This is a genomic window from Vibrio sp. 10N.286.49.E11 (assembly GCF_041469505.1).
Lineage (GTDB): Bacteria > Pseudomonadota > Gammaproteobacteria > Enterobacterales > Vibrionaceae > Vibrio > Vibrio crassostreae_C.
Genome location: NZ_JBFRKQ010000023.1, coordinates 34,546 through 57,996, shown reverse-complemented (window position 1 = coordinate 57,996; position 23,451 = coordinate 34,546). Strand labels below are relative to the sequence as shown.

Here is a 23,451-nt window from a genome sequence, read left to right as displayed (position 1 = left end):
CTAGGTTGGTACGTCGTTTTACCATTTCAACTCTCCTTTGGGTTGGAGAGATGATCTTATTCTTCGTGCTGGTTAATTAGAATGCGGGGTTCGTGACACGCTTACTGTAATCCTACTGTTTAGCGCCAAAACAAGACATTCACATAAAGTTACAGCGCAACAAAAAAGAGAGCGACATTAATGAGACTCTCTCTTTTTATTACATGTTCACCGTAAGCTTTCCCAATCCTTTATCTTGCATCTGCTCAATCGTCGCGATAGACATTTGAACAGTTGAAAACCAATAAGGTCGGTGCTTAACGTTAAATAGTTCACTATTATCTAACGCCTCGAAAACAGAATATTTTCTACCTTGAGCCAAAGCTGCACCATAAACCGTTCGCTCAAGTACTGGAATGTCATTCACTTCCTCTAGAAGTGCCCTCTTGATGAACTGATTTCCAGGGCTCCAATCTATAAATTCAACGAGGTTTTTTAGTAGCTTAAGCTCTAGCTGCTCGACCATTGATTCAAGAAACTGTGTGTTTGGCATCACCTCAGTACAAGCATAATATTCGTCATGCTTGTCACTTGCTTCACGATAACCAAGCATCGTTTTTACCAATGCGTCTTCAAACGTTGAAGAAAAGTGGTTACAAATTAAAAACAAAGGCAGAACTCTCAACACACCAAGTAAAATGCCTACGTTAGGATCTTTAACCGACGTTTCTTGAAGTCGAACTCGAGTCGCATTTGACGTCACGACCAAGTGTTGCCAAACCTTAGGTGTGATGTGTTTAATGTTGCCATCATTCCACTTAATCAGCTGTTGACTCATTAACAATGGGAACAATAAACGACAATTTTCTATTCCTATTTGTCGTGCTGCAACTTTTGGATCGAGAATTACCTTAGATTTCTTTCCATATTTATCTGCAAACTCTTGATTGGAAACAAACTCGATTAAACTTGAGCTCAATGGCCTACTTTGCGCGGATATTTCATGGAGTTTGGAAAAGTTTAAAGATGGCGAATACGCAACACTAGCGAACTGATTGTAATCGGGTAAGTCTGAAAACAACGAACTTATTAAGGTACCTTGAAGCTTCTCAAGCATTAGCGCAGAAGCGGCATTGCTGACATCATCGATAACGTATCGTAAGGTTTGTTGCTTCGCGTCGACTTTTTCACGATGAGCATTGACTCTATCCTGCTCGCAGCGCAATAAAATACGTTGATTGTGAGATATGCGGTCAGATTCATCAAATATGACACTATCACAATACCTATTTTCCAAACTTAGTAACGTGTCTACTGTAGATTGTGCGAGCTTATATTCAGGTGAGATTAACCATCGATTAAAGCGAGCTTCAACATTGATTGAGACCTTCCTTGAGATCTCAACTACTTCAGGGGTATAACTTTTATTTGCTAACAACAACCGTGACTTTCCTTTGCCGTAAATGCTCTTGTATCGGCATATCCTGCCTTTATAACAAAACTAATATTAATAGAAATTAGAGATTGGTTCACGAAATTGTTTCAATAAAATTAAGGATATTTAGTTATAGTGCGTTGAGAGTGGCTAGTGTGTGATATGTAGCCGGATATACTTTTCTGGAAAGCTGTATTTGAACCTTTTCTTCGTCGGTAGGTGTTTTTTCGCCTGCTTGCAAACTTTACTATCTCCAGACGTTCTCACCTTTTTGATTCTTGCATAACCTTTAGAGTGCTTCATCTCAATCATCAGATCGCAATAACCCTCGAAATCAACATTACTCTTGTTGAGCCCTTTCATGACGGTGACTTTTATCTTTTTAGCTACAGGATTAACCAATGCATCGTCGGGAAAAGCGACTGGGGATAAAAAACATAATAGTAATACTAGATATCTCATACTGCTCTCTCTTTGTTGAGGGTGAGAACAGTATGCGGAGATTTAAGAGAAATGAAGGATTAACTTAGTATGAGGATTGACCAGCTAACGCGTAACTCTCAACGATTACGCTTTCTTTGAGCCTTTAGACTTAAAACCATTATGCGGGAACACGTTACGAATACGTTGCTGTACGTTTTTAGGAACATCTTTAGTGAACTTGAGATTGTAACCAGAACGTTTTGCATACACTTTTAGCTCGCCTTTAAAGGTATTGTTATGACCAATCTCTTGAAGGTTGTGCTTAAAGCTCGGTGGAAGATGCCCTTTAACTTGTTCGATCGCCCCGTCGCTAAATTTAATTTTCAATACCGGTCGATCGACTGCTACTAACCAAAAAACTAATACCGCACCGATTAAGATTACGTACATCATAATGTCACCACTACTGTTGATGGTTATTTATCGTCAGAAAGGAGCTTGCTTAAGTCTTCTTTGAGGCTAGTCACCGTCTTGCTGGCCTGCTCACTACGAGACGCTTCGCTAACCAAATACTCGATGGCATCTGAGAGCGTACAACCTAGCTCGTTCGCACGTTGAGATAGCTTTTCCCATACACGGTAATCAAGGTCGATTGATTTCTTCTTTGTATGAACTTGTTCAGCATTGAAGTGGCGTTTTCGCTTAGCTCTGATCGCTTGTTTAAGCTTGTTATCGAGCTCAGGAGACATGTTGTTAGAGATCCACTCAAGAACACCCGTAGGCTGGTGTTCCAGCTTCAATAAGGCTTGAACAGCAACGTCAGCTTCACTTGAATCAATATGGCAAGTAATCGATTCACCTTCTTTCCACTTTTTGACCAGATAGTTCCATTTCCAACCACATTCCAAGTTTTCAAGTTGCTGATATTTCATGTCTAATCTCGAGAGTTAATCCTAGTGACAGCGTAACCCAGAATGGGTTATTTCACAATTATTGTCTTGAAAGAATAGACCAAGATCATACTTATATTAGCTTAGTGATTAGTAACTACCACATAGAGCTACAAGCGAGATCGGTTTTTCTATATACTCCCTACCTCATTATCATAATCAGAAACTTAAATGACTCAAGTAGATTGGCGACATGTTACGCCTCAGTACGACGAATATAGCGCTCAATTAGAGCAATTCCCTGACATCTCGCCTTTCCCGTTTTCAGATATTCAACATAGATTCAAAGATGCGCTAACCCGCTTTGTTCGCTTGTCTAACCTTTCGCGCGTTATACTGGTAAATGCTCCGGACAATTCAATCTATCGTCAAATGATTGTTGAATCTCTAGTCACTGCTTTAGATGATCACACTCTGCCGGTTATCAAAACTGAGTCTTTAAATGCTGCCTCTCTATTTGACCAAGTTCAATCGAAAGACGGTAAGGTTATTGCGACAAAACCTGGCCTACTGGCTAGAGCAAACAACGGTTATCTGATCGTTTCAGCAAACCTGATCTTGGCAAACCCAGGAAGCTGGTTACTGCTTAAATCTGCGCTGCTTGGTGAAGCTGTCGAGCCTATCAGCAGTAACCCTGAACACTTGAATCAGTCGCCAACCTTACCTCTTACTTACAATATTAAGTTAATTGTAGTTGGAGACAGAGCTCAACTAGGTGACCTTGATTACCTAGACAGCGATATTCAAACCGGTTTTTGCCTATTCAGCGAAATTGAACAGGACATTAAGCTCTCAGAAGACACTCTGACTCAATATCTTGGTTACCTTAAGTGGCTTCAACAACGCTATGAATTACCAAACATCACGCAACAAGCGTTGACTGGCATTCTTACTGCCGGAGCAAGAGAAACCGAAGATCAAAGCTATATCCCACTGTGCCCTATTTGGCACAACGCGTTATTGAACGAAGCTTTGATTGAAGCCGACAATGGTGAGATTGATATTCACCATATCCAGCAAGCTCAACAGCACAAATACAACCGTGAATCTTATCTACCAGAACGCGCCCTTGATGATATTCGTGATGGCCAAGTCATTATCGAAACTGAAGGTGAACAAGTTGGTCAAGTTAATGGATTGACGGTCATCGATGTACCGGGACACCCAATATCGTATGGTGAACCTGCAAGAATTTCCTGTGTTATTCACTTTGGTGATGGTGATATTGCCGATGTTGAGCGCAAAGCCGAGCTGGGTGGTAATCTTCATGCTAAAGGCATGATGATCATGCAAGCATTTGTGAGCAGCGCACTAAACCTTGAAGATCCATTACCATACGCAGCTTCCGTAGTATTTGAGCAGTCTTACTGCGAAGTAGATGGCGATAGTGCTTCTCTTGCGGAGTTGTGTTCTCTGGTTAGTGCTTTGTCTGAATACCCTATCAATCAACAAATTGCGGTTACAGGTGCAGTTGACCAATTTGGACGTGTGCAAGCTGTTGGCGGGCTAAACGAGAAAATCGAAGGCTTCTACCATGTGTGTAAGCACAACGGCTTAACAGGCGAACAAGGTGTGATCCTTCCAAGATCGAACTTAAGGCATCTTGCACTAAAGCCTGACCTTATTGAAAGCATTAAGAATGAAGAATTCCATATTTGGTCTGTGTCTAATGTAGACGAAGCAATTCCTCTCATTATGAACAAACCATTTAGAGACGATGAACAAGAAAGCGTTCTGAGTAAAATCGCGGAACGTATTGAAAACTTTGAAAGACATGAGCACCCTATTGGAATCGTTGGACGCATTAAAAACTGGTTTGTCTAGTACTGATCGGACTTGTTTAGCGTACACCTGTTCACTAATATGCACCTATCAAAAATCGGAGTAATTGATAATGCAAAACAAACGTGATTCTTACACTCGCGAAGAGCTTCTAGCATCAAGCCAAGGCGAACTATGGCCACAAGGCCCTCAACTACCAGCACCGAACATGCTAATGATGGATCGCATCACTAAGATGTCTGAAACTGAAGGTGATTACGGTAAAGGTTTAGTTCTTGCTGAGCTGGATATTACTCCTGACCTATGGTTCTTCGATTGTCACTTCCCAGGTGACCCTGTAATGCCTGGTTGTCTAGGCCTTGACGCAATGTGGCAGCTGGTTGGTTTCTACCTTGGTTGGGTTGGCGGCGAAGGTAAAGGCCGTGCTCTAGGTGTTGGCGAAGTGAAATTCACTGGTCAAATTCTACCTACTGCGAAAAAAGTAACTTACGAGATCCACATGAAGCGTGTTGTTAACCGTCGTCTAGTTATGGGCCTTGCGGATGGTCGCGTACTTGTTGATGGTAAAGAGATCTACGTTGCTAAAGATTTGAAAGTTGGCCTTTTCCAAGATACGTCAGCATTCTAATCTAATAGTTAGATTTTTAGTAAAGCAGCCCATGGCTGCTTTATTTTCGTTCCAATAAATTTAGTTATAGTGCATTAAAGTATCCCGTATTAAGCTTGAAACAGGATAAATCCACCAGCGATACGCTTATGATAGCGAAACTAGAATGCTACATAGCTCTGGGAGTCTTTGTGTTGTTCTGAAACTAACAAGGCTCCAGCCGTTGTAATCAACAGACAATGGAGCCCTGACCTTGAATTCTTTACGCCCTATCTACTTATAGAGACCTGATTGCTTGTCATCTTTGGCGTCACGCCATCCACCTAACCAATAAGACCGAGAATCCATTTGGCTATATGGGCAAGCTTCTTGCGACCGTCCATTTAAACCAGCCTTGTAGCCTTGAGATTGTGCTCGTTCTAGTCGATCACGCTTTTGTCTCTTCATAGTGCAGTCCTCATACGGGTGTTCCATTTACTAACATACAATGATTACAACTTTACGGAGTTTTTGTGACTCCAACTTTAAGAATCGGTCAAATTTTCACTTTTCTCAAGGCGAAAAAAAGCCCGAGTTCAGAATTGTGAACTCGGGCTCAGGACATAAAATTATTTAAATTTTCTGCGGAACCCTAATAGACCAAGCACAGTCAAAGTTAACCAACCTAGGCTACCACCTTGGCGCTCAACTTTCTCGGTGTCGGTGCTACGAGTTACTACGCTATCAATGTCAGAGCCAGTGTCATACCTTGCTCCCTTGATTGGGATAAGCTTAACAGCTACAACCTTTTCGACTGCGTTAGATGAGGCACCACCACAGTATGAGTTGTGTGATGTTGTGTCATAAGGCTTATCATTACCGTCGACTGTACATTTGATAGCCGTTGCTGAAATCACGCCAGCATCATTGATATCCGTCGCATCAATGATTCTAAATTGGTTATTGTGACTAGACGCATCACCATCATTTGTTAAGTCATCTAACCACCATGCTTTACCACCAAAAATATCAACACGGCGTTCATCAGTTGAAGACGGGAGATCGTAAGGGTAAATAAAGCCTCTGTGTCTTCTTTCGCTGCCATCGACTTCACGAGTGGTTTCTGCATCAATTTGACCTACAATTTCGTTGTAATTGTTGACCGCTTTAGCTTCACCACTTGAACCATTAAAGAATATAGAGCTGTTCAAATCAAATTCAGCTACAGGATTCGACGCATCCTCAATTACAAAAATCTTGTTGCCAGCACTGCCACTCTCTGGCACATAACCGTTACGCTTAGCATAGCCAACAGCAAACAAATTGTCGTTAATATCGGTCGCTACAGAGTTACTGTATCTAGCATCATCGTTAGATGAACCAGACTTAACCTCTGCACCGCTAATAACTTTCGTTGACCAAGAGCCTGAAATGTCTAATGAATCACTAACAAAAACACTTGCGTTCATGTCTTGAAGGTCGCCATTCCCATCTACAGTGTTGTAACCGACACCATAAAAGATCGAACTCGACTCAACAATTGAACGCATACTGCCTTGAGCAAAATAATCGCCTTGTTGGGCATTACCACTTCTGACCCAATCAATTTCTTTTGTTGTTGTGCCACCCCAAATTGCCGCTTTAGAAGCAAACGCCTTATCTGGTTCAGAAGTGTCAGTCGGATCAAACTCTTCAGAGATACTACCTACATTGTAAACGGTACCGTTGCTTGCCGTTATCGCTTTCCAAGCACGAGTTTCTGAAGCTCCAGTTGGCGCCGCTGTCGTCGTAAACAATGCATTATTGCGAATATCATCTTTGGATTTGATCCCCACAGGTTGGGCATTCTCATCTAAAGAATTGATTACCGTATTGCGAGTTTCAAAAGTATCCCCACCTTCAACAAACGCTTTCGCATTTACGTGAGTAAGGTCATTTCTTTCCTTACTCCAAGTGTCATTCCAACGGTTTTCAGCCCAACTTTCACATGTAGAATATCTCAGCTCTCGATAACAATAGTTTTCGAAATCATCACGCTCTTGAATGTACTGAAATGGTGCATCCATTGCGAATGGTACTTCTTCACGATAACTTACCGCTTCAAGCGTATCGCGAGTCTCACCAGCAAGTTTAAATGCACTATCGGTACAGTTGCTTGCAGCTGAATCGAAGCAACCTAACGCAAGCTCATTCGTTCCGTCTGTCGCAACACCAGGTTGAATCGCCACACCATAGATTTCAGAGGCACCTGTAATTGAAGGAGTGACTTCAACGACCTTGTAAAGCGCAGCGTTGGCATTAGTTGCAGCCAAAACTAGGGCTGCAACAGTTGTTAATTTGAATTTAGTACAAGTCATTATTACTTCTTAACTTTCCTGTTGTAGTGCCTCGAGCTCTTCCCAGCGCTCAAAAGCAACTTCAAGCTCCTGCTCTGCTGCAGATAGCTTATCTAATACTGGTTGTGTCTGCTCTACAGATTTTGAAAAGAAGCTTGGATCGTTGACTTCTTCCTGAAGAGTTTCAATTTGAGTTTCCAATTCTTCCAAACGCATTGGTAACGCTTCTAGCTCTCGTTGTAGCTTATACGATAACTTCTTAGGTTTAGCTTTAACTGGTGCAGTTTTGGGAGTTTCCTCAACTACTTTCGCTGGCTTTGATGGCTTTTCAACCTGTCGGTACTCTAATGCTTGCTTTCTTTGCTGCTGAGCATCGTGGTAACCACCAACAAATTCTTCAATAACGCCATTACCCTCAAAGATCCAACTTGTCATCACTGTGTTATCAACAAACTGACGATCGTGACTCACTAAAAGCAGCGTACCCTGATAGTTGGCAAGCAAATCTTCTAAAAGTTCCAAAGTTTCGATATCTAGATCGTTGGTTGGCTCATCGAGAATCAACAAGTTGTTCGACTTAAGGAAAATACGCGCCAATAACAGACGGTTTTTCTCACCACCAGATAGTGCTTTAACAGGAGTGCGAGCACGTTTTGGAGAGAATAAGAAATCTTGTAAGTAGCTTAGAGCATGACGCTCACGGCCACCTACGGTCACTTCTTGCTTACCATCCGCGAGGTTATCAATTACAGACTTCTCAGGGTCTAGAATTTCGCGGTATTGGTCAAAGTAAGCGACTTCAAGCTTAGTGCCACAATGCAAACGACCTGAATCAGGCTTAAGCTGGTCAAGAAGCAGTTTAAGTACCGTACTCTTACCACAGCCATTCGGGCCAATTAGAGCGATACGATCACCACGCATGATATTGAAGCTGAAGTCTTTAACAATCTCTTTGCCTTCGAAGCCAAAGTTAATGTTTTCAGCTTCAAATACAATCTTGCCTGAACGCTGGCCATCGTCGATTTGGATAACGGCTTTGCCCTGCACTTCTCGACGGTTTAAACGCTCTTCACGTAGCTTCTTAAGCGCACGCACACGGCCTTCGTTACGAGTACGACGAGCTTTAATGCCTTGACGAATCCAAACTTCCTCTTGAGCAAGCTTCTTATCAAATTCAGCGTTTTGCATTTCTTCTACACGAAGCGCTTCTTCTTTCTCAACAAGATAGTTTTCGTAATCACCCGGGAAAGAGCTCAATTTACCGCGATCAAGATCGACAATACGTGTTGCCATCGATTTAATGAACGCACGGTCATGCGAGATAAAGATGATTGAACCGCGGAAGTCTTTCAGGAAACCCTCTAACCATTCAATGGTCGCAACATCTAAGTGGTTAGTCGGTTCGTCAAGTAGAAGCACGTCAGGGTCACATACAAGCGCACGAGCAAGTGCTGCTTTACGTTGCCAACCACCAGACAAATCCGTCAGTTTGGTTTCTGCAGTTAGCTTAAGCGCCGCCAATACGTTGCTTACGCGATCTTCAAAGCGCCATGCATTCGCATGATCCAATTGCTCTTGAACACGAGTAAGACGATTTAGGTTCTTTTCACTAGGGTCAGTACCGATGAGATCCAGAAGATCATGATAGATCTTCAGCTGTTCACCGATTTCAGCTAGGCCACTAGCAACGTAATCATAAACGGTACCTTGCTCATTGCGAGGTGGATCTTGCTCAAGGCGCGACACAACCACATCTTGTGTGATTTGCATCTTGCCGTCGTCCATGATGATGTTCCCAGACAGGATTTTCATCAACGTAGACTTACCAGCGCCATTGCGCCCTACTAAACACACACGTTCGTTTTCTTGCAGTGCGAAGTCCGCACGATCTAATAACGGGTGATCGCCAAACGCTAATTGCCCATTATGAATTGTAAGTAATGCCATTCTTCTTTAACCAATCATTAAGTTCTAACAAGCCAAATGGCCAGTTAAGCTCTGAGCTTTGAGAAAGGTCAGAGCTTTCAAATTTGAGCACCGGAATAGTGACCCCGTAACGGGAAAAGAGCTCATCATCAAATGCAATGTCAACAACGTTGACGTGATGGCTAATGTTTAACTGTTCCGTGAGTTGGAATGCCATCTCACATAGATAGCACCCTTCTGTACTGTAGAGAGTCAGCACTATATATCCTTATACGATCTCTTAACTACTTATGTGTAATCAACCAGCAGTTATGAATGTGCTTATTGCGAGAGAAGTCCAATGGAAGTGTCTTCGCTGAGATATTCTGAGCCTTAAGACCTAACTCATCTAGAGCTTCCAAGTCCATTTTGAAGTGACGCTTGTTGTTAGAGAACACAATCGTGCCTTCTTCACGAAGAAGACGTTTAAGGTTTTCCATCAGCTGAATGTGATCACGTTGAACATCGAAAGATTGATCCATACGCTTTGAGTTAGAGAACGTAGGTGGATCGATAAAGATCAGATCATAAGAACCCTGCTCTTTAGCTAGCCATTGTAGACAGTCAGCTTGAACAAACTGATGTTGACGACCAACACGACCGTTAAGCTCCATGTTCTCTTTCGCCCACTCTAGGTAGGTATTAGACATATCAACAGTAGTTGTAGAACGAGCACCACCCACAGCAGCATGAACAGATGCACTTCCTGTATAAGCAAACAAGTTTAGGAAATCCTTACCTGCGGCCATCTCACCGATACGACGACGAGTGATCTTATGATCTAGGAACAACCCGGTATCTAGGTAATCATGAAGATTAACAATCAGCTTAACGCCATACTCGTTCACTTCTAAGTTCGATGAGTCTTGAGCCAATTTCTGGTATTGAGAACGGCCTTTCTGTTTCTGACGAACTTTAAGCACAACGTTGTTTGCTTCTACGCCTGTTACTTGAATAGAAGCACGGATGATATCGGTTAAGCGACGTTTTGCCTTCTCTTCCGGTACATCTTTAGGCGCTGCGTATTCTTGAATCACAAGGTGACCTGGGTATACATCAATCGCTACATTGTATTCTGGTAAGTCCGCATCGTAGATACGGTAACAATCTAATTGCTCTTTCTTAGCCCACTTGCCAATTTTACCGATGTTCTTTTTAAGACGGTTTGCGAAGTCAGGAGCAATTAACTGTTCTTGCTCGCCCGTTGGACGTTCTGACATCGGACGATCTGAAATTGAGTAGTTCTTTTGGTGACACGGTAACGCACCGTTATTCAATTTGAACTGTTTGTCTGCACGCATGCGTAAGCAGCTCAGTAGTTCGTCTGAACTAGAGAAGATAGACGCGTTACAACCGCCAAATTCAGCTTTAAGCTGCGCGCCAAATGCTGTGTAAAGAGCAATAAGACCCGGCTCTGTACCTAAACGCTCACCATAAGGTGGGTTAGAAACAATCACACCATCAGTAAACTCGGTAGGACGCTTAAGTTTTGCAGCATCACCTACTTCGAATTCAATCAACTCTTCAACACCAGCACGACGAGCATTGTCACGCGCTGTTTTGATCATGCGTTCGTCATTGTCATAGCCATAGAACTTACATTCTACTTTCTTAACGCCACGACGGCCTTGGACGTTCGCTTCTGCTTTCACTTCAGCCCATAGCTCTGGTTCGAAATCTTCTAGTGATTCAAAACACCACTTCTGACGTTTAACACCTGGAGCCATGTTTGCAGCCATCATCGCCGCTTCAATCACTAACGTACCTGAACCACACATTGGATCTAGGAAAGGCTTAGTTGCGTCCCAACCACTACGAAGAAGAATCGCGGCAGCAAGAGTTTCACGTAGTGGTGCTCGACCTGATTCAGGACGGTAACCACGTTGGTGAAGACCGCTACCTACCATATCAACACCAAGAATCGCTTTATCACGGTGTAAACGAACGTGGATACGAATGTCTGGGTTCTCTTTGCTAATAGAAGGACGAGGTAAAGACTTCTTCTCAAAGCAATCAACAACGGCATCTTTTACTTTCATCGCACCGTATTGGCTATTACGGATTTCGTTGTTCGTACCATTGAAGTCAACAACAAAACGCTTAGAGCTATGGAATTGATTTACCCAGTTAACCGCAGTGGTTGATAGGTACAAATCCATGTCGTCCATACAAGTGAATTCAGAAAGGACACGTACAAATCGAGAAGCCAAACGGCTCCACAAACAACAACGATAAATTTGCTCATTGGTCGCTTTGAATTTAACACCTGCTTGAACAGGTTTTGCGTTTGTAATCCCTAGTTGGGTTAGTTCTTCAACTAATAAATTCTCAAGGCCGTTTGAGGTAACCGCTAGATATTGATTCATAGTGTTCTTTTATTGATAAAAATGAGTTCGATTATACCTGAATTTGTAACTAGAGCATCACACTAAACACGTCTTTTCATTGAATCTTTCGACTAACTGGCTAGCAAATGCACAGTCTTGAAGCGATCGCTTACCCACATCCCCTTAGAACATAAGACCTATCAAACCAACTTCATTTCTGACCACTTATTAACCAAAGTAGCAATGTGAATTTATATTCACCTCAAAACTGGTATATACCAAAGGAGATTTGTGGATGAAATTTAGCTACAAAAGACCAAAAACAGGGAATAAAGACGGTAGATTTACTCTTCTGGCGATGAAAACGGGCAGAAATTAAGGTGAAAAAATAGTCGTAAGTTCACTATTTAAATGGTTAAGCCGTGATGTATTTATCAGGATGAGGTTTTTTAGGCACAAAAAAATCGGCTAATGAGCCGATTCTGAGGAAGGTTTATACGTTTGTGTGCTGCGATGCGTGGTTGAAATGATGTGCTAGATTAGAGGTTAACCTACCATCGCTATGTGCGTTTGATGAAGAATAGCGTTCGCGTCTATCATTCTATCGTGCATGACCTTAATCGAGTCGCCAAAGCGTAACCCTTTTGAAGGTGTAAGCAGAAACTCTTCTAGGTCGACAAATGCACATAGGCTCGCACACTCTCCCACTTCTAATACAATGAAATACCCTAAGCTATGCTCGTTATTCATTTGTACGATATCCCCTTCTTGAGGGTATTCGTGGCCAGCGCCCTGTGAGTCGAAGAACCAACTCTTAGGCTGTACAGGCTTGTGGAAGCGCTTTGCTGCCACGCAATAAAGCGCGAGTTCAGCTTGGCGAGGCTCAGACAGTTCTAAGCCAGAAATTTGTTCTTTGAAGGTTTGGTATGAAGATGCGTCATCAACGGTGAATTCATTATCTCTAAACGCGCAGTCCACCAGCTTATTTCGGACCAGATTCGTTTTGAAAATCATATCCTCTCCGAGGTTTAGCATTAATGAACATTGCTGCTCATCGTAATACCAACTCCATGTATCGCTAGGTTTAAGCATCATTTCGTCTCACACTGTTGAACCATTCCATTAGGTAAAACGCAAAATTACCTTCAATTACAGTAATTTTACTGAGCAATAGGCAAAAAAAAAGAGGAAATGAATTCCTCTTTCTTATCGCTTTTCTCTACAACTCAGTGAGTTACAGTGTCTCTTTTAGTAAGACGATGCCAGATTGTCGCTTTTCAAAAATAAAAGCAATTTTCAGCTTATAGATTTTTAACGATGTCGCCAACTAGGCCTGGGCCTTTGTAGATGAAACCAGAGTAAACCTGTACAAGCTTCGCGCCCGCCATCATTTTCTCTTTTGCAGCAACATACGAGTCAACACCACCTACTCCAATGATCGGCAGTTTGTCACCCAGCTCTTCGTGAAGTTTACGAACTACTTCAGTACTACGAGATTGAACAGGACGTCCACTTAGGCCACCCGCTTCATCACAATGTTTCATACCTTCAACGATTGAACGATCCAATGTTGTGTTTGTTGCGATCACACCATCGATCTTATTTTTGATCAATGATTCACAAATTTGGCGAATTTCGTCGTCGCTTAGATCCGGAGCAATCTTAAGAGCAAGAGGAACATATTTACCATGCGTCTCTTCCAGTTCAGATTGTTTCGTTTTAAGTTCAGACAATAGATCGTCTAGAGCTTCGCCGTATTGTAGAGAACGAAGTCCTGGAGTGTTTGGTGAAGAGATGTTCACAGCAATGTAACCAGCGTATTGATATACCTTCTCCATACAGATCAAGTAATCTTCAGCGCCCTTTTCAATTGGTGTGTCTTTATTCTTACCAATGTTAATGCCTAAGATGCCATCGTAGTTCGACTTCTTAACATTCTCAACAAGGTTGTCGACGCCTAGGTTGTTAAAACCCATGCGGTTGATGATACCTTCAGCTTCAACAAGACGGAATAAACGAGGTTTGTCGTTACCCGCTTGCGGACGTGGAGTCACTGTTCCTACTTCTACGAAACCAAAACCCATTGCGCCAAATGCATCAATACATTCGCCGTTTTTATCTAGGCCAGCAGCAAGGCCAACTGGGTTTTTAAAAGTAAGACCCATGCACTCTACAGGTCGGTGAGGTAATTGTTGGCGATACAAAAGATCAATAGGTGTGCCTGTGAAGCGCTTGAAATTTTGAATTGCAAGATCATGTGCCTTTTCGGCATCAAGTTGGAAAAAGCCAGTTCTGGCTAGACGGTAAAGCATTGTGCCTCCGATAGAAAAAAGCCCCGTGTAAACGGGGCGCTATTATTTACTTATTTACCCAACTATTCAATCTATTACTGTCTGTAAGGGTAAGATAATCAAGTTTGCTAACGAATGAGGTTCATTATTAAGCAAACGTTATCGTTTCTTCAAGTTATTAAGCCATTTCTAATCTCAACCTTAGTACAGCCATCAGGTCACTTAACAACAAACAACGTTTGCGTCGAAGTTTGTTCTTCAAAAGTCGTTAGGCCTATTGTTTCCACTTTACCGAAACGAAAAAGGCAGACCTTTTGGCCTGCCCTTATACTTTTTCGTCTTATCTAGTAACTAGTCTTTTGACATGCAGTTTAGATTCAACAGCATCAATTCACGCAGTGCTACTGAGAACTTAGCAAACTCATGAACAGAACCTACTTTGAATTCGTTTAGGATGCTTTCCCAACGATGTAGAGAAACAGAGTTACTTTCCATCCAGTCATCAAGCGCTTTAATCACATCGATATCTGAAGCACAACCACAGTTAAGTACTTGACCAGTTAACTGGCGTTGCTGCCAATCCAGATCTTCTCTGAATGCTGCACGCGCCAGTGCTTGCCAGTTGTTGTCTATAGCTTGGCCATTGATTTGCTTCAAGAACCAGTGCAGTGACAAACGGTCGCCTAGGTTGAAGTAAAGCTTAGACGCTTGCTGTACTGTTTTACCTGTTTCACGAGCCACTGTAGATATATCCAGTGCTGAGTACAGGCTAGACAAACGAGCCACTGAATTAGCCAGCTCAGCGTTTACACCTTGGTCAATCCATACTTGAGCCATTGCTTGATGCTCTTCTACTTCTGAAGCCACTAGGTTTTCATCCAGCTTCTCAGTAATTGCGACGACATCACCTTGGTAAAGCTCAATCAATGCATTCACTGACTGTTTACCGGTACGGTTTCTTAGCAACCAGCGTGCTAGACGACGAAGCGTACGACGTACATGGTAAAGCAATTCGTATTGAGCTTCAGAACTTGAGATGTTGTCCAGTTCACGGATGCTCTTCAATACCTCACCCAGGCCGTAGATTTCACGTGATGCCGCGTAAGCATTCGCAATATCAACAATGTTCGCGCCCGTCTCTTCTTGCAAGCGAGTCACGAAGTTACAGCCCATCTCGTTAACCATTTGGTTAGCAAGCGCAGTCGCAATGATCTCTGCACGAAGTGGATGGTTATCCATGTGCTGAGAGTAGTTACGGCGTAACTCTGTTGGGAAGTATTGCATCAGTTGTTGAGCATGGAACTCATCATTCGCAATGTCATCACTCACAAGATCTTCTTTTAGAACCATTTTACCGTAAGCGATCAATACTGATAGCTCTGGTCTTGTTAGTGCTTGGCCCTGCTTCTCACGTTCTAGCAGCGTTTCGTCATCTGGGATGTATTCCAAACCACGGTCTAAGTACCCGGCTTTTTCCATTGTGTGGATAAAGCGGATTTGCTCTTTCACTAAGCCTACACCTTGATGCTCAGTAACAGAGATAGACTCAGCTTGGCAGTAAGCGTCGTCTAGTACGATTTCACCTACTTCATCTTCCATAGATTCAAGAACTTGGTTACGTTGCTTAACGGTAAGATCACCATTAGACACCAAGCCATTCAAGAAGATCTTAATGTTAACTTCGTTATCCGAGCAATCTACACCACCAACGTTATCGACAAAGTCAGTATTAACTCGACCGCCCGTTAGAGCGTATTCAATACGACCCAATTGAGTCATACCCAAGTTACCGCCTTCACCAACAACCTTAGCTTTCAGGTCACGGCCATCGATACGTAGCACGTCATTTGCACGGTCACCCACATCGGTATGAGTCTCACTAGAAGACTTAACGTAAGTACCAATACCGCCGTTCCAAAGTAGATCAACTTTCATAGACAAGATCGCTTTGATCAAGTCGTTTGGTGCCATTGATGCTTTCTTGGTACCCAGCATTTTCTGAATTTCAGGTGTCAAAGAGATAGACTTCGCTCGGCGAGAGAAGATGCCACCACCTTGAGAAATCAGGTCTTTATTGTAATCTTCCCAACTTGAACGAGGCAGATTAAACAGACGGTCACGCTCTACCCAGCTTGATGCTGATTCTGGATTCGGGTCAATGAAGATGTGCATGTGGTTAAACGCAGCTTGCAAGCGAATGTGCTTAGATAGCAGCATACCGTTACCAAATACGTCACCCGCCATATCACCCACACCAATGGCAGTGAAGTCTGTGCTTTGACAGTTAATACCCATTTCGCGGAAGTGACGTTTAACCGATTCCCAGCCACCTTTCGCCGTGATACCCATGGCTTTGTGGTCGTAACCGTTAGAGCCACCCGATGCAAACGCATCACCTAGCCAGAAGTTGTACTCTTCAGCTACTGAGTTCGCTAGATCTGAGAATGTCGCGGTGCCTTTATCGGCTGCAACAACCAAGTATGGGTCATCTTCATCGTGACGAACAACGCTCTTAGGTGGGATAACCTCACCTTCAATGATGTTGTCTGAAACGTCTAGCAATGCACGGATGAAGCGCTTGTAACAACGTTGACCTTCAGCAAAAATCTCGTCTCGGCCAGACATCATGTGTTGACGCTTACAAACGAAACCACCTTTAGCACCAACCGGTACGATAACCGTGTTCTTAACTTGTTGCGCTTTAACTAGGCCTAGAATCTCAGTACGGAAGTCCTCTTGACGGTCTGACCAACGTAAACCACCGCGTGCTACTTTACCGCCACGTAAATGCACACCTTCAATGTCTGGTGCGTAAACGAAGATCTCAAACGCAGGAACCGGCGCAGGGATATCTGGAATCTCGCTTGGTCTCATTTTCAGAGCCAACCAAGGTTTAGACTGCTTATTCTCGTCTACTTGGTAGTAGTTAGTACGAAGCGTTGCAGTGATCATTTCCATGTAGCGACGAATGATACGATCATCATCCAAGCTTTCTACATGATCCAACTGTTCAGTGATCTTCTTAATAAGATCTTGTTGGCCTTTTACGCTGCCCTTCAGTTTCGGGTCAAAACGCTTGCCGAATAGGCTCACTAGCCCTTTCGCTAATTCTGGGTAATGAGACAATGTGTCTTCAATGTATTGTTGGCTAAATGGGAAACCAACTTGACGCATGTAACGAGCATAAGCACGTAAGATTGAGATTTCACGGCCAGAAAGACCAGCGCCAAGTACTAAGCGGTTGAAACCATCGCTGTCTAACTCACCCGCCCAGATTGCCGCAAAGGCTTGTTGGAAAAGATCGCGAGCTTCACGAAGATCAATGGTCTTATCGCTCTTGTGCAGCATAGAGAAATCAAGGATCCAATAGGTCACACCGTTGGTTTTACGCACTTCATATGGAGATTCACCGATAACGCGTAGGCCAAAGTTTTCAAGCATTGGCATAACATCAGAAAGGTGAATTGGCTCATCGCTGTGGTAGAACAACTTCAAACGAACGGCTTTTGAATCTGCCGCTTCTTCTTGAGGACGGTAGAAAAGCATACCCAGTTTGTTGTCTTCACTTAGCGCTTCTAAACGTTCAATGTCGGCAACAGCAGAACCTGGCATCATGTCTTCTTTGTACGAACGTGGGAATGCACGCATGTACTCTTTCGACAATGGAAGACCTTTGCTTTCACCGAAGTTTGCAATGATAGATTCAGACAGACGGTCATCCCACGTAGACGATACTTCCATTAAATTTTGCTCAATTGTTTTCACGTCCACATCCATGTTGTTGTTATCAACACGAACAATATAGTGCGTTCTTGCTAGCGGGCTTTCAGAGAAGTACGTTGTAAATTCAACCTCTTCTTCACAACCAAAGTACTGTTTCAAGATGCGCTGTGTTTGGCGACGAAGCTCAGTGTTGTAACGATCTTTTGTTACGTAAACCATGCAGCTAAAGAAACGACCAAACGGGTCTTTGCGAACAAACAAACGCAGGAGATCGCGATCTTGCATTTGTACTACGCCCGTACCGACTTCTAGTAGCTCTTCTTCTCGAGCTTGCAGCAGTTCATCACGTGGGTAGTTTTCAAGAATGTTGTGCAGCGCTTTGTAAGAGTATGAACCTTCACGGTAACCACTCGCATCCAAAATACGTTCTACTTTCTCGCGAACAAGAGGAATCGTTTCAACGGTTTGGTTATAAACGGCAGATGTGTAAAGACCAGTAAAGCGGTGCTCACCAATGACCTTACCGTTCTTATCGAACTTCTTAATACCAATGTAATCGTTGTAAGCTGGGCGGTGAATGCGTGAAGCCGTGTTGCCCTTGGTTACGATAAGCACATAAGGCTTTTTCGCTTCAAGACGTGCCGAATCAGAAAACTCAGATAGCTTAACGTTACGTACACGATCTGAGTTCGCAAACAAACCAAGACCTTGCTCCTTGGTCGGTTGCAGTTCAGTGTCGCCGTTAACTGAAACTAGGTCATATTCCTTATAACCCATGAATGTAAAGTTGTGTTGGCCTAACCAACGAAGAAACGCCAACGTTTCATCAAAGCGCTGGCCGTCTACTGGAATGCTCTCTTTTTGCTGTTCAACTTGATTGGTCACTTCTTCAAGTCTTTCAACCATCTTCAACCAATCGTTCACGACTAAGCTAGTGTCGGTAAAGATATCCAGCAACTCCGTTTTAAGTGCTGTCATTTCAGCTTTACTACTCAGACGGTCAACTTCGATATGGAAAAGCGATTGGAATGCACCTTCGTTATTGCTTACACCAACAACACTGCCCTTATCTGAGCGAGAGATTTGTGTTGGGTTATGAAGCATAAGGTGAGAAGAAAGGTCTAGGCGAGTCAATGCCATTTTTACGGAATCAACAAGGAATGGACTGTCTGGAACGACTATCTCAACGATAGTATGAGTAGACTGCCAACCTTGACGACTTACCGTCGGGTTGAATACGCGTACAGAGATTTCGTCGGCTTTCTTTTCATTGATGTGATGCCATAAGCTAACTACAGCACCATATAAATCGGATTCGTTTCTCTGAGTTAGATCGTCGTGAGAAACGTTACTAAACAAGTGTTGAGCAAGTTGAGTTACGAGAGGTCGATGAGCAAGGTCAAGTTTGTCTTGAATCAGCTTGTAAACTTTTTCAAGTAAAACTGGAACCACAGTTTCACGTGCGGTCATAGTCACACTCCACAATTAGAATTATATTTTATTATTAGGGGGATCACTTAATCTGGTGTTTGAAACGTGCCGTTGAGCGCTTTTCTACTAACGAGTTAAGCAAAGGTAATGCATTCATTTATTGTAAAAGCATTATTGAAAAATAGTTAATTGTTTTGGAGGTGGTAAGAGCTGAAATGTTTGATTATGTGATTAAGATTCCTTTTAACTCACTAGGCACGCCAAGGTTTACAGAGCTTCTAACTTAATAAACTTATTTTTTTGGTCAGTTGTCAGCCTAAACTGCCCTCTAACCCCTATTTGTGTAAGAAATGGTCTGAACCGAGTTGCAGGTAACTGTAAGCGTAAACCTGTTGTTGTTATCACTTGAACTTTACTTGCGGCGCCAGAATAGCTGGCCAAAAACTGCTGATATGAGATGTTAAGTTGGAAAATATAGCGATTCATACGATACCTGTATAAATATACAGTGCCAGTGTTTTTTGGCACTTTTAGATGTCTGACGGTGAAACTGAACTTGAAGTTGCTCTAGCTTATCGAAAATTCGATGAACCAGAAACAAAAAATCAGTGGCAGATATTCTCTACCACTGATGACCTTTCGTTATAGCAAACAGTTTATTAGTAAACCGCTTATTAGCAAACAGTTACCTGAATGCGCGCTGACTTAAGCCTCTAGTGCTTTCGTCACTTTCTCAAACAAGTCTTTTGCTAGGTTGTCCATGCTCTTCAATGTCTCAAGTTCCTGTTTGATAAGAGCTTGGCGTTCATCATCGTACTTACGGAACTTAAGTAGCGGGTCAATCAGACGTGAAGCCACTTGTGGGTTGCTGCTGTTTAGCTCACGTAAGATCTCGCCAGCAAATGCATAGCCTTGACCAGACTTGTCGTGGAATTGAACCGGGTTCATGTTTAAGAATGAACCGACCAAGTTACGGGTACGGTTCGGGTTCTTCAAACTGAACGCCTGGTGCGACATCGACGCTTTGATCACTTCAAGTGCGTTTGAACTTGGGTTTGTACCTTGCAATGCAAACCACTTATCCATAACAAGACCATCGTGTTTCCACTTGTCACTGTAATCCGCCATCAAGGTTTCACGACATGCAAGTTGTGCGCTGTTTGCCGCGCCCATTGCTGCCATCGTATCTGTCATGTTGTTTGCTTGCTGGTACATCGCAACAACCAAGTCATTACCCTGCTCTGTATGTGCTAAGTAACTTAGGCAAACTTTACGTAGAGTACGCTTACCAATCGAATCGTGATCGACCGTGTATTCTGTTAGTGCGTGGCTGTGATAAACCGCCGCTAACTCGTCTTCAAGTTCTGCAGCTAGTGTGACTTTCATTGAGTTAAGAACCGATGCGACCGCATCAATATCAACGCGCTCGTACCAACCCGATACTTCATTGTGGCTTGGTAGAGAAAGCATTTCTGCAATAAACGCAGGCTCTAGTGAATCACTCAGCAGTACGCCACGGAATGCATCAACAACAGAATCAGAAAGCTCAAACGCTTGACCCTGCTGAACTTTCTCCACGTTACTGCGGATGTACTTCGCTAATAGCATTTGACCCGCATCCCAACGAGAGAATTCATTGCGAGCATTCACCATCAAGAAGATCAGTTCTTCATCTGAGTAGTCATATTCCAATTTCACTGGCGCAGAAAATTCACGAAGTAATGATGGGATCGGTTGCTCAGAAACGTTTTCAAACACGAACGTTTGCTCTGCTTCTTTCACATCTAATACATTATGAACTGGCTTACCGTTACATTGTAACTCAACAACTTCACCCGCAGCTGTGTACAGCTCGATATCAAGAGGAATATGCAGAGCCTGCTTTTCCGTTTGCTCATGAGTTGGCGCTGTTACTTGGCGAGTTGTTAACGTGTACTGTTTCTTCTCTGCGTCGTACTTACTTTCAACAGACAGCGTCGGCGTACCAGACTGGCTGTACCATAAGCGGAACTGAGATAAGTCAACGCCCGACGCATCTTCCATTGCCGCGACGAAGTCTTCACATGTTGCAGCCGTACCATCGTGACGTTCGAAGTACAGCTTCATGCCTTTTTGGAAACCATCTTCGCCCAACAATGTGTGGATCATACGGATCACTTCACTGCCCTTTTCGTACACGGTCAAAGTATAGAAGTTATTCATTTCTATCACTTTTTCTGGACGAATTGGATGAGACATTGGGCTAGCATCTTCTGCAAATTGTGGACCGCGAATGATACGTACATTGTTAATACGGTTTACTGCGCGAGAACCAAGATCAGATGAGAATTCTTGGTCACGGAATACCGTTAAGCCTTCTTTCAGACTTAACTGGAACCAATCGCGACACGTCACTCGGTTACCTGTCCAGTTGTGGAAATATTCATGGCCGATTACTGCTTCAATACCTAGGTAATCTGTATCCGTTGCAGTTTGGTCGTTTGCTAGAACGAACTTCGAATTGAATACGTTCAAGCCTTTGTTTTCCATCGCACCCATGTTGAAGAAATCAACGGCTACGATCATGTAGATGTCTAAGTCGTATTCAAGATTGAAACGTTCTTCGTCCCACTTCATTGAGTTAATCAAAGAAACCATCGCGTGGCTCGCACGGTCTAGATTGCCTTTATCAACAAAGATTTCTAGGTCAACTTTACGACCCGATTGTGTAGTGTATGCGTCACGAAGTACATCAAAGTCACCCGCTACTAAAGCAAACAAGTACGCTGGTTTTGGATGTGGGTCTTGCCACTTCACCCAATGACGACCGTTTTCACCTTCACCTTCATCTACACGGTTACCATTACTTAATAAGAATGGGTTCTCTGCTTTGTCTGCAATTACCGTTGTAGTGAATTTCGCCAACACATCTGGGCGATCCATGTAGTAAGTGATACGGCGGAAACCTTCAGCTTCACATTGAGTACAGAACGCGCCACCCGACTTGTACAAGCCTTCAAGTGCACTGTTCCCTTCAGGGTTAACTTCGGTAACGATGGTTAGAGTAAATTCTTTTGGAAGGTCATTCAGCGTAAGTTGAGTTTCAGACTGCTCGTACTGAGTCCATTCGTTGCCTTCAACCAAAACAGAAACCAACTTCAAGCCTTCACCATCAAGTACTAATGTCGTGCTGTCTTTCTCCTGCTTAACACTAGAAACAGCCGTAACAATGGATGCTGAGTCGTACAAATCGAAAGTAAGATCGATTTCAGAAATCGTGTGAGATGGTGATTGATAATCTTTACGATACTTGGCTTGAGGTGTATGTGCCATGACGGGTTCCTTTTGATCGTTATACGTAATTATTTTTTAACTGTATATATCTAAAGGTTGAGCGCCAATAAAACAAGGGGAATATTAAAAAAAGGAGGCATTGTAAGAAAATGCCTCCATGTTTTGCTATTTTATCAATCAAATCAGACAGGAACGCCTAAGAAATGAACTGTGCACAATATTATCAACGAGTACGCCGTTACTGCTAAAACTCACGATTATCGAATGCGATTGAGTACCGCAAACATATCTCCCTCTTCACCTTGCAGCGTTAACACATCGCTGTTCAGTGTATATCGAGTGCCGTGTTCACCGTTCTCATAAAGTAACACTAGTTGATCGCCTTCTGTGTAATACACCCCGCGACGAATGACTTCACCACCTTCTTCATCTGATACTCGGAACATGAATATAAAGTCCGGCTGAAGGACTAAATCCATTTTTTGAATGTTACTCGCACGTAGATCGCTTCCAGACAGTTGGGCACTTGACCAGATTCCCGCCAATGCATTTGGCAAGGCCTTAGTGAACATAACACCGTTAAGATTCAGCATGTTGTGATTACTGCTGTACGCGTAAACCTGAGGTTCTGAGGTATTCAAACCCAAAATAATCGTGTCTTCATTGGCGTTATACAAACCTTCCCAATGATCTACACTGTAGTCTTTCTTTTGGATATCGATAGTGAATGAGTAGTTTGAATCAAGAGTGAGCTTGATCGCTCTAAAGTTTTCAGTGCCTTGCTCAGGATCAGGATTCATCAAATACCAATCACCAAGCAGCAAAGGAAGGTCAAAATGAGATAGATTACTATCACTTTTTGATTGTTGGTTACTCGAAGCGACCTCGCTCCCAAAAGCCACAAAACTTAAACAAGATAAAAATAGTAGAATCCATTTCATAAGCGTCCC

The 23,451-nt window shown here is 43.0% G+C and carries 17 protein-coding genes; 2 read left to right on the top strand and 15 right to left on the bottom strand.

The genetic code is table 11. The features are described from left to right. Positions 1 to 199 precede the first annotated feature (199 nt). From AB4167_RS03800 to matP, 4 genes are all read right to left on the bottom strand, one after another. Complete coding sequence (locus AB4167_RS03800) at positions 200 to 1,420, bottom strand: hypothetical protein (protein WP_372136153.1); 1,221 nt, start codon at positions 1,418 to 1,420, stop codon at positions 200 to 202. A 144-nt stretch (positions 1,421 to 1,564) separates the two neighbouring features. Continuing rightward, a complete protein-coding gene (locus tag AB4167_RS03795) occupies positions 1,565 to 1,876 on the bottom strand; it encodes a hypothetical protein (RefSeq protein ID WP_017059671.1) in 312 nt (103 codons plus the stop codon). A gap of 105 nt (positions 1,877 to 1,981) precedes the next feature. Continuing rightward, complete coding sequence (locus AB4167_RS03790; RefSeq protein ID WP_017059672.1) at positions 1,982 to 2,290, bottom strand: DUF3634 family protein; 309 nt, start codon at positions 2,288 to 2,290, stop codon at positions 1,982 to 1,984. Between the two features lie 23 nt (positions 2,291 to 2,313). Continuing rightward, positions 2,314 to 2,769, bottom strand: a complete 456-nt coding sequence (gene matP, locus AB4167_RS03785; protein WP_010440786.1) for a macrodomain Ter protein MatP — start codon at positions 2,767 to 2,769, stop codon at positions 2,314 to 2,316. A gap of 189 nt (positions 2,770 to 2,958) precedes the next feature. On the opposite strand from matP, the gene AB4167_RS03780 reads away from it, so the two are divergent. Further along, positions 2,959 to 4,611 carry an AAA family ATPase gene (locus tag AB4167_RS03780; RefSeq protein ID WP_372136152.1) on the top strand — a complete coding sequence of 551 codons (1,653 nt, stop codon included), beginning with the start codon at positions 2,959 to 2,961 and terminating at the stop codon, positions 4,609 to 4,611. Positions 4,612 to 4,681: 70 nt separating this feature from the next. Beyond that, positions 4,682 to 5,197, top strand: coding sequence for a bifunctional 3-hydroxydecanoyl-ACP dehydratase/trans-2-decenoyl-ACP isomerase (fabA, locus tag AB4167_RS03775; protein WP_017059675.1), 516 nt, complete (start codon positions 4,682 to 4,684; stop codon positions 5,195 to 5,197). 252 nt (positions 5,198 to 5,449) lie between these two features. Here fabA and rmf read toward each other — a convergent pair whose 3' ends face one another. The 11 genes from rmf to AB4167_RS03720 all read right to left on the bottom strand — a co-directional run bounded on the left by rmf (position 5,450) and on the right by AB4167_RS03720 (position 23,442). After that, the gene (rmf, locus tag AB4167_RS03770) at positions 5,450 to 5,623 is read right to left on the bottom strand and encodes a ribosome modulation factor (protein ID WP_017059676.1); all 174 of its coding nucleotides are present in this window, start codon (positions 5,621 to 5,623) and stop codon (positions 5,450 to 5,452) included. A 161-nt stretch (positions 5,624 to 5,784) separates the two neighbouring features. Then, positions 5,785 to 7,512 carry a DUF3466 family protein gene (locus AB4167_RS03765; protein ID WP_372136151.1) on the bottom strand — a complete coding sequence of 576 codons (1,728 nt, stop codon included), beginning with the start codon at positions 7,510 to 7,512 and terminating at the stop codon, positions 5,785 to 5,787. Between the two features lie 9 nt (positions 7,513 to 7,521). After that, positions 7,522 to 9,438: an ABC transporter ATP-binding protein gene (locus tag AB4167_RS03760; RefSeq protein ID WP_372136150.1), complete on the bottom strand. Its 1,917-nt coding sequence runs from the start codon at positions 9,436 to 9,438 to the stop codon at positions 7,522 to 7,524. Beyond that, positions 9,416 to 9,676 carry a glutaredoxin family protein gene (locus AB4167_RS03755; protein ID WP_372136149.1) on the bottom strand — a complete coding sequence of 87 codons (261 nt, stop codon included), beginning with the start codon at positions 9,674 to 9,676 and terminating at the stop codon, positions 9,416 to 9,418. The genes AB4167_RS03760 and AB4167_RS03755 overlap by 23 nt, the downstream gene beginning before the upstream one ends. Positions 9,677 to 9,701: 25 nt before the next feature. Next, positions 9,702 to 11,822 (bottom strand): bifunctional 23S rRNA (guanine(2069)-N(7))-methyltransferase RlmK/23S rRNA (guanine(2445)-N(2))-methyltransferase RlmL, encoded by a 2,121-nt coding sequence (gene rlmKL, locus AB4167_RS03750; protein WP_372122137.1) that lies wholly within the window; start codon positions 11,820 to 11,822, stop codon positions 9,702 to 9,704. A gap of 507 nt (positions 11,823 to 12,329) precedes the next feature. Continuing rightward, positions 12,330 to 12,878 carry a cell division protein ZapC gene (locus AB4167_RS03745; protein WP_017059680.1) on the bottom strand — a complete coding sequence of 183 codons (549 nt, stop codon included), beginning with the start codon at positions 12,876 to 12,878 and terminating at the stop codon, positions 12,330 to 12,332. 206 nt (positions 12,879 to 13,084) lie between these two features. Further along, entirely contained in the window at positions 13,085 to 14,095 is a 1,011-nt protein-coding gene (pyrD, locus tag AB4167_RS03740) for a quinone-dependent dihydroorotate dehydrogenase (RefSeq protein WP_069597199.1), read from the bottom strand. Between the two features lie 330 nt (positions 14,096 to 14,425). Continuing rightward, complete coding sequence (locus tag AB4167_RS03735) at positions 14,426 to 19,267, bottom strand: NAD-glutamate dehydrogenase (protein ID WP_372136148.1); 4,842 nt, start codon at positions 19,265 to 19,267, stop codon at positions 14,426 to 14,428. Positions 19,268 to 19,495: 228 nt separating this feature from the next. Then, positions 19,496 to 19,714 (bottom strand): DUF2835 domain-containing protein, encoded by a 219-nt coding sequence (locus AB4167_RS03730; RefSeq protein WP_004733645.1) that lies wholly within the window; start codon positions 19,712 to 19,714, stop codon positions 19,496 to 19,498. Positions 19,715 to 19,933: 219 nt separating this feature from the next. Next, positions 19,934 to 22,540, bottom strand: coding sequence for an aminopeptidase N (gene pepN, locus AB4167_RS03725; protein ID WP_372136147.1), 2,607 nt, complete (start codon positions 22,538 to 22,540; stop codon positions 19,934 to 19,936). Between the two features lie 218 nt (positions 22,541 to 22,758). Beyond that, positions 22,759 to 23,442, bottom strand: a complete 684-nt coding sequence (locus AB4167_RS03720) for a hypothetical protein (RefSeq protein ID WP_017068918.1) — start codon at positions 23,440 to 23,442, stop codon at positions 22,759 to 22,761. Positions 23,443 to 23,451: the final 9 nt, after the last annotated feature.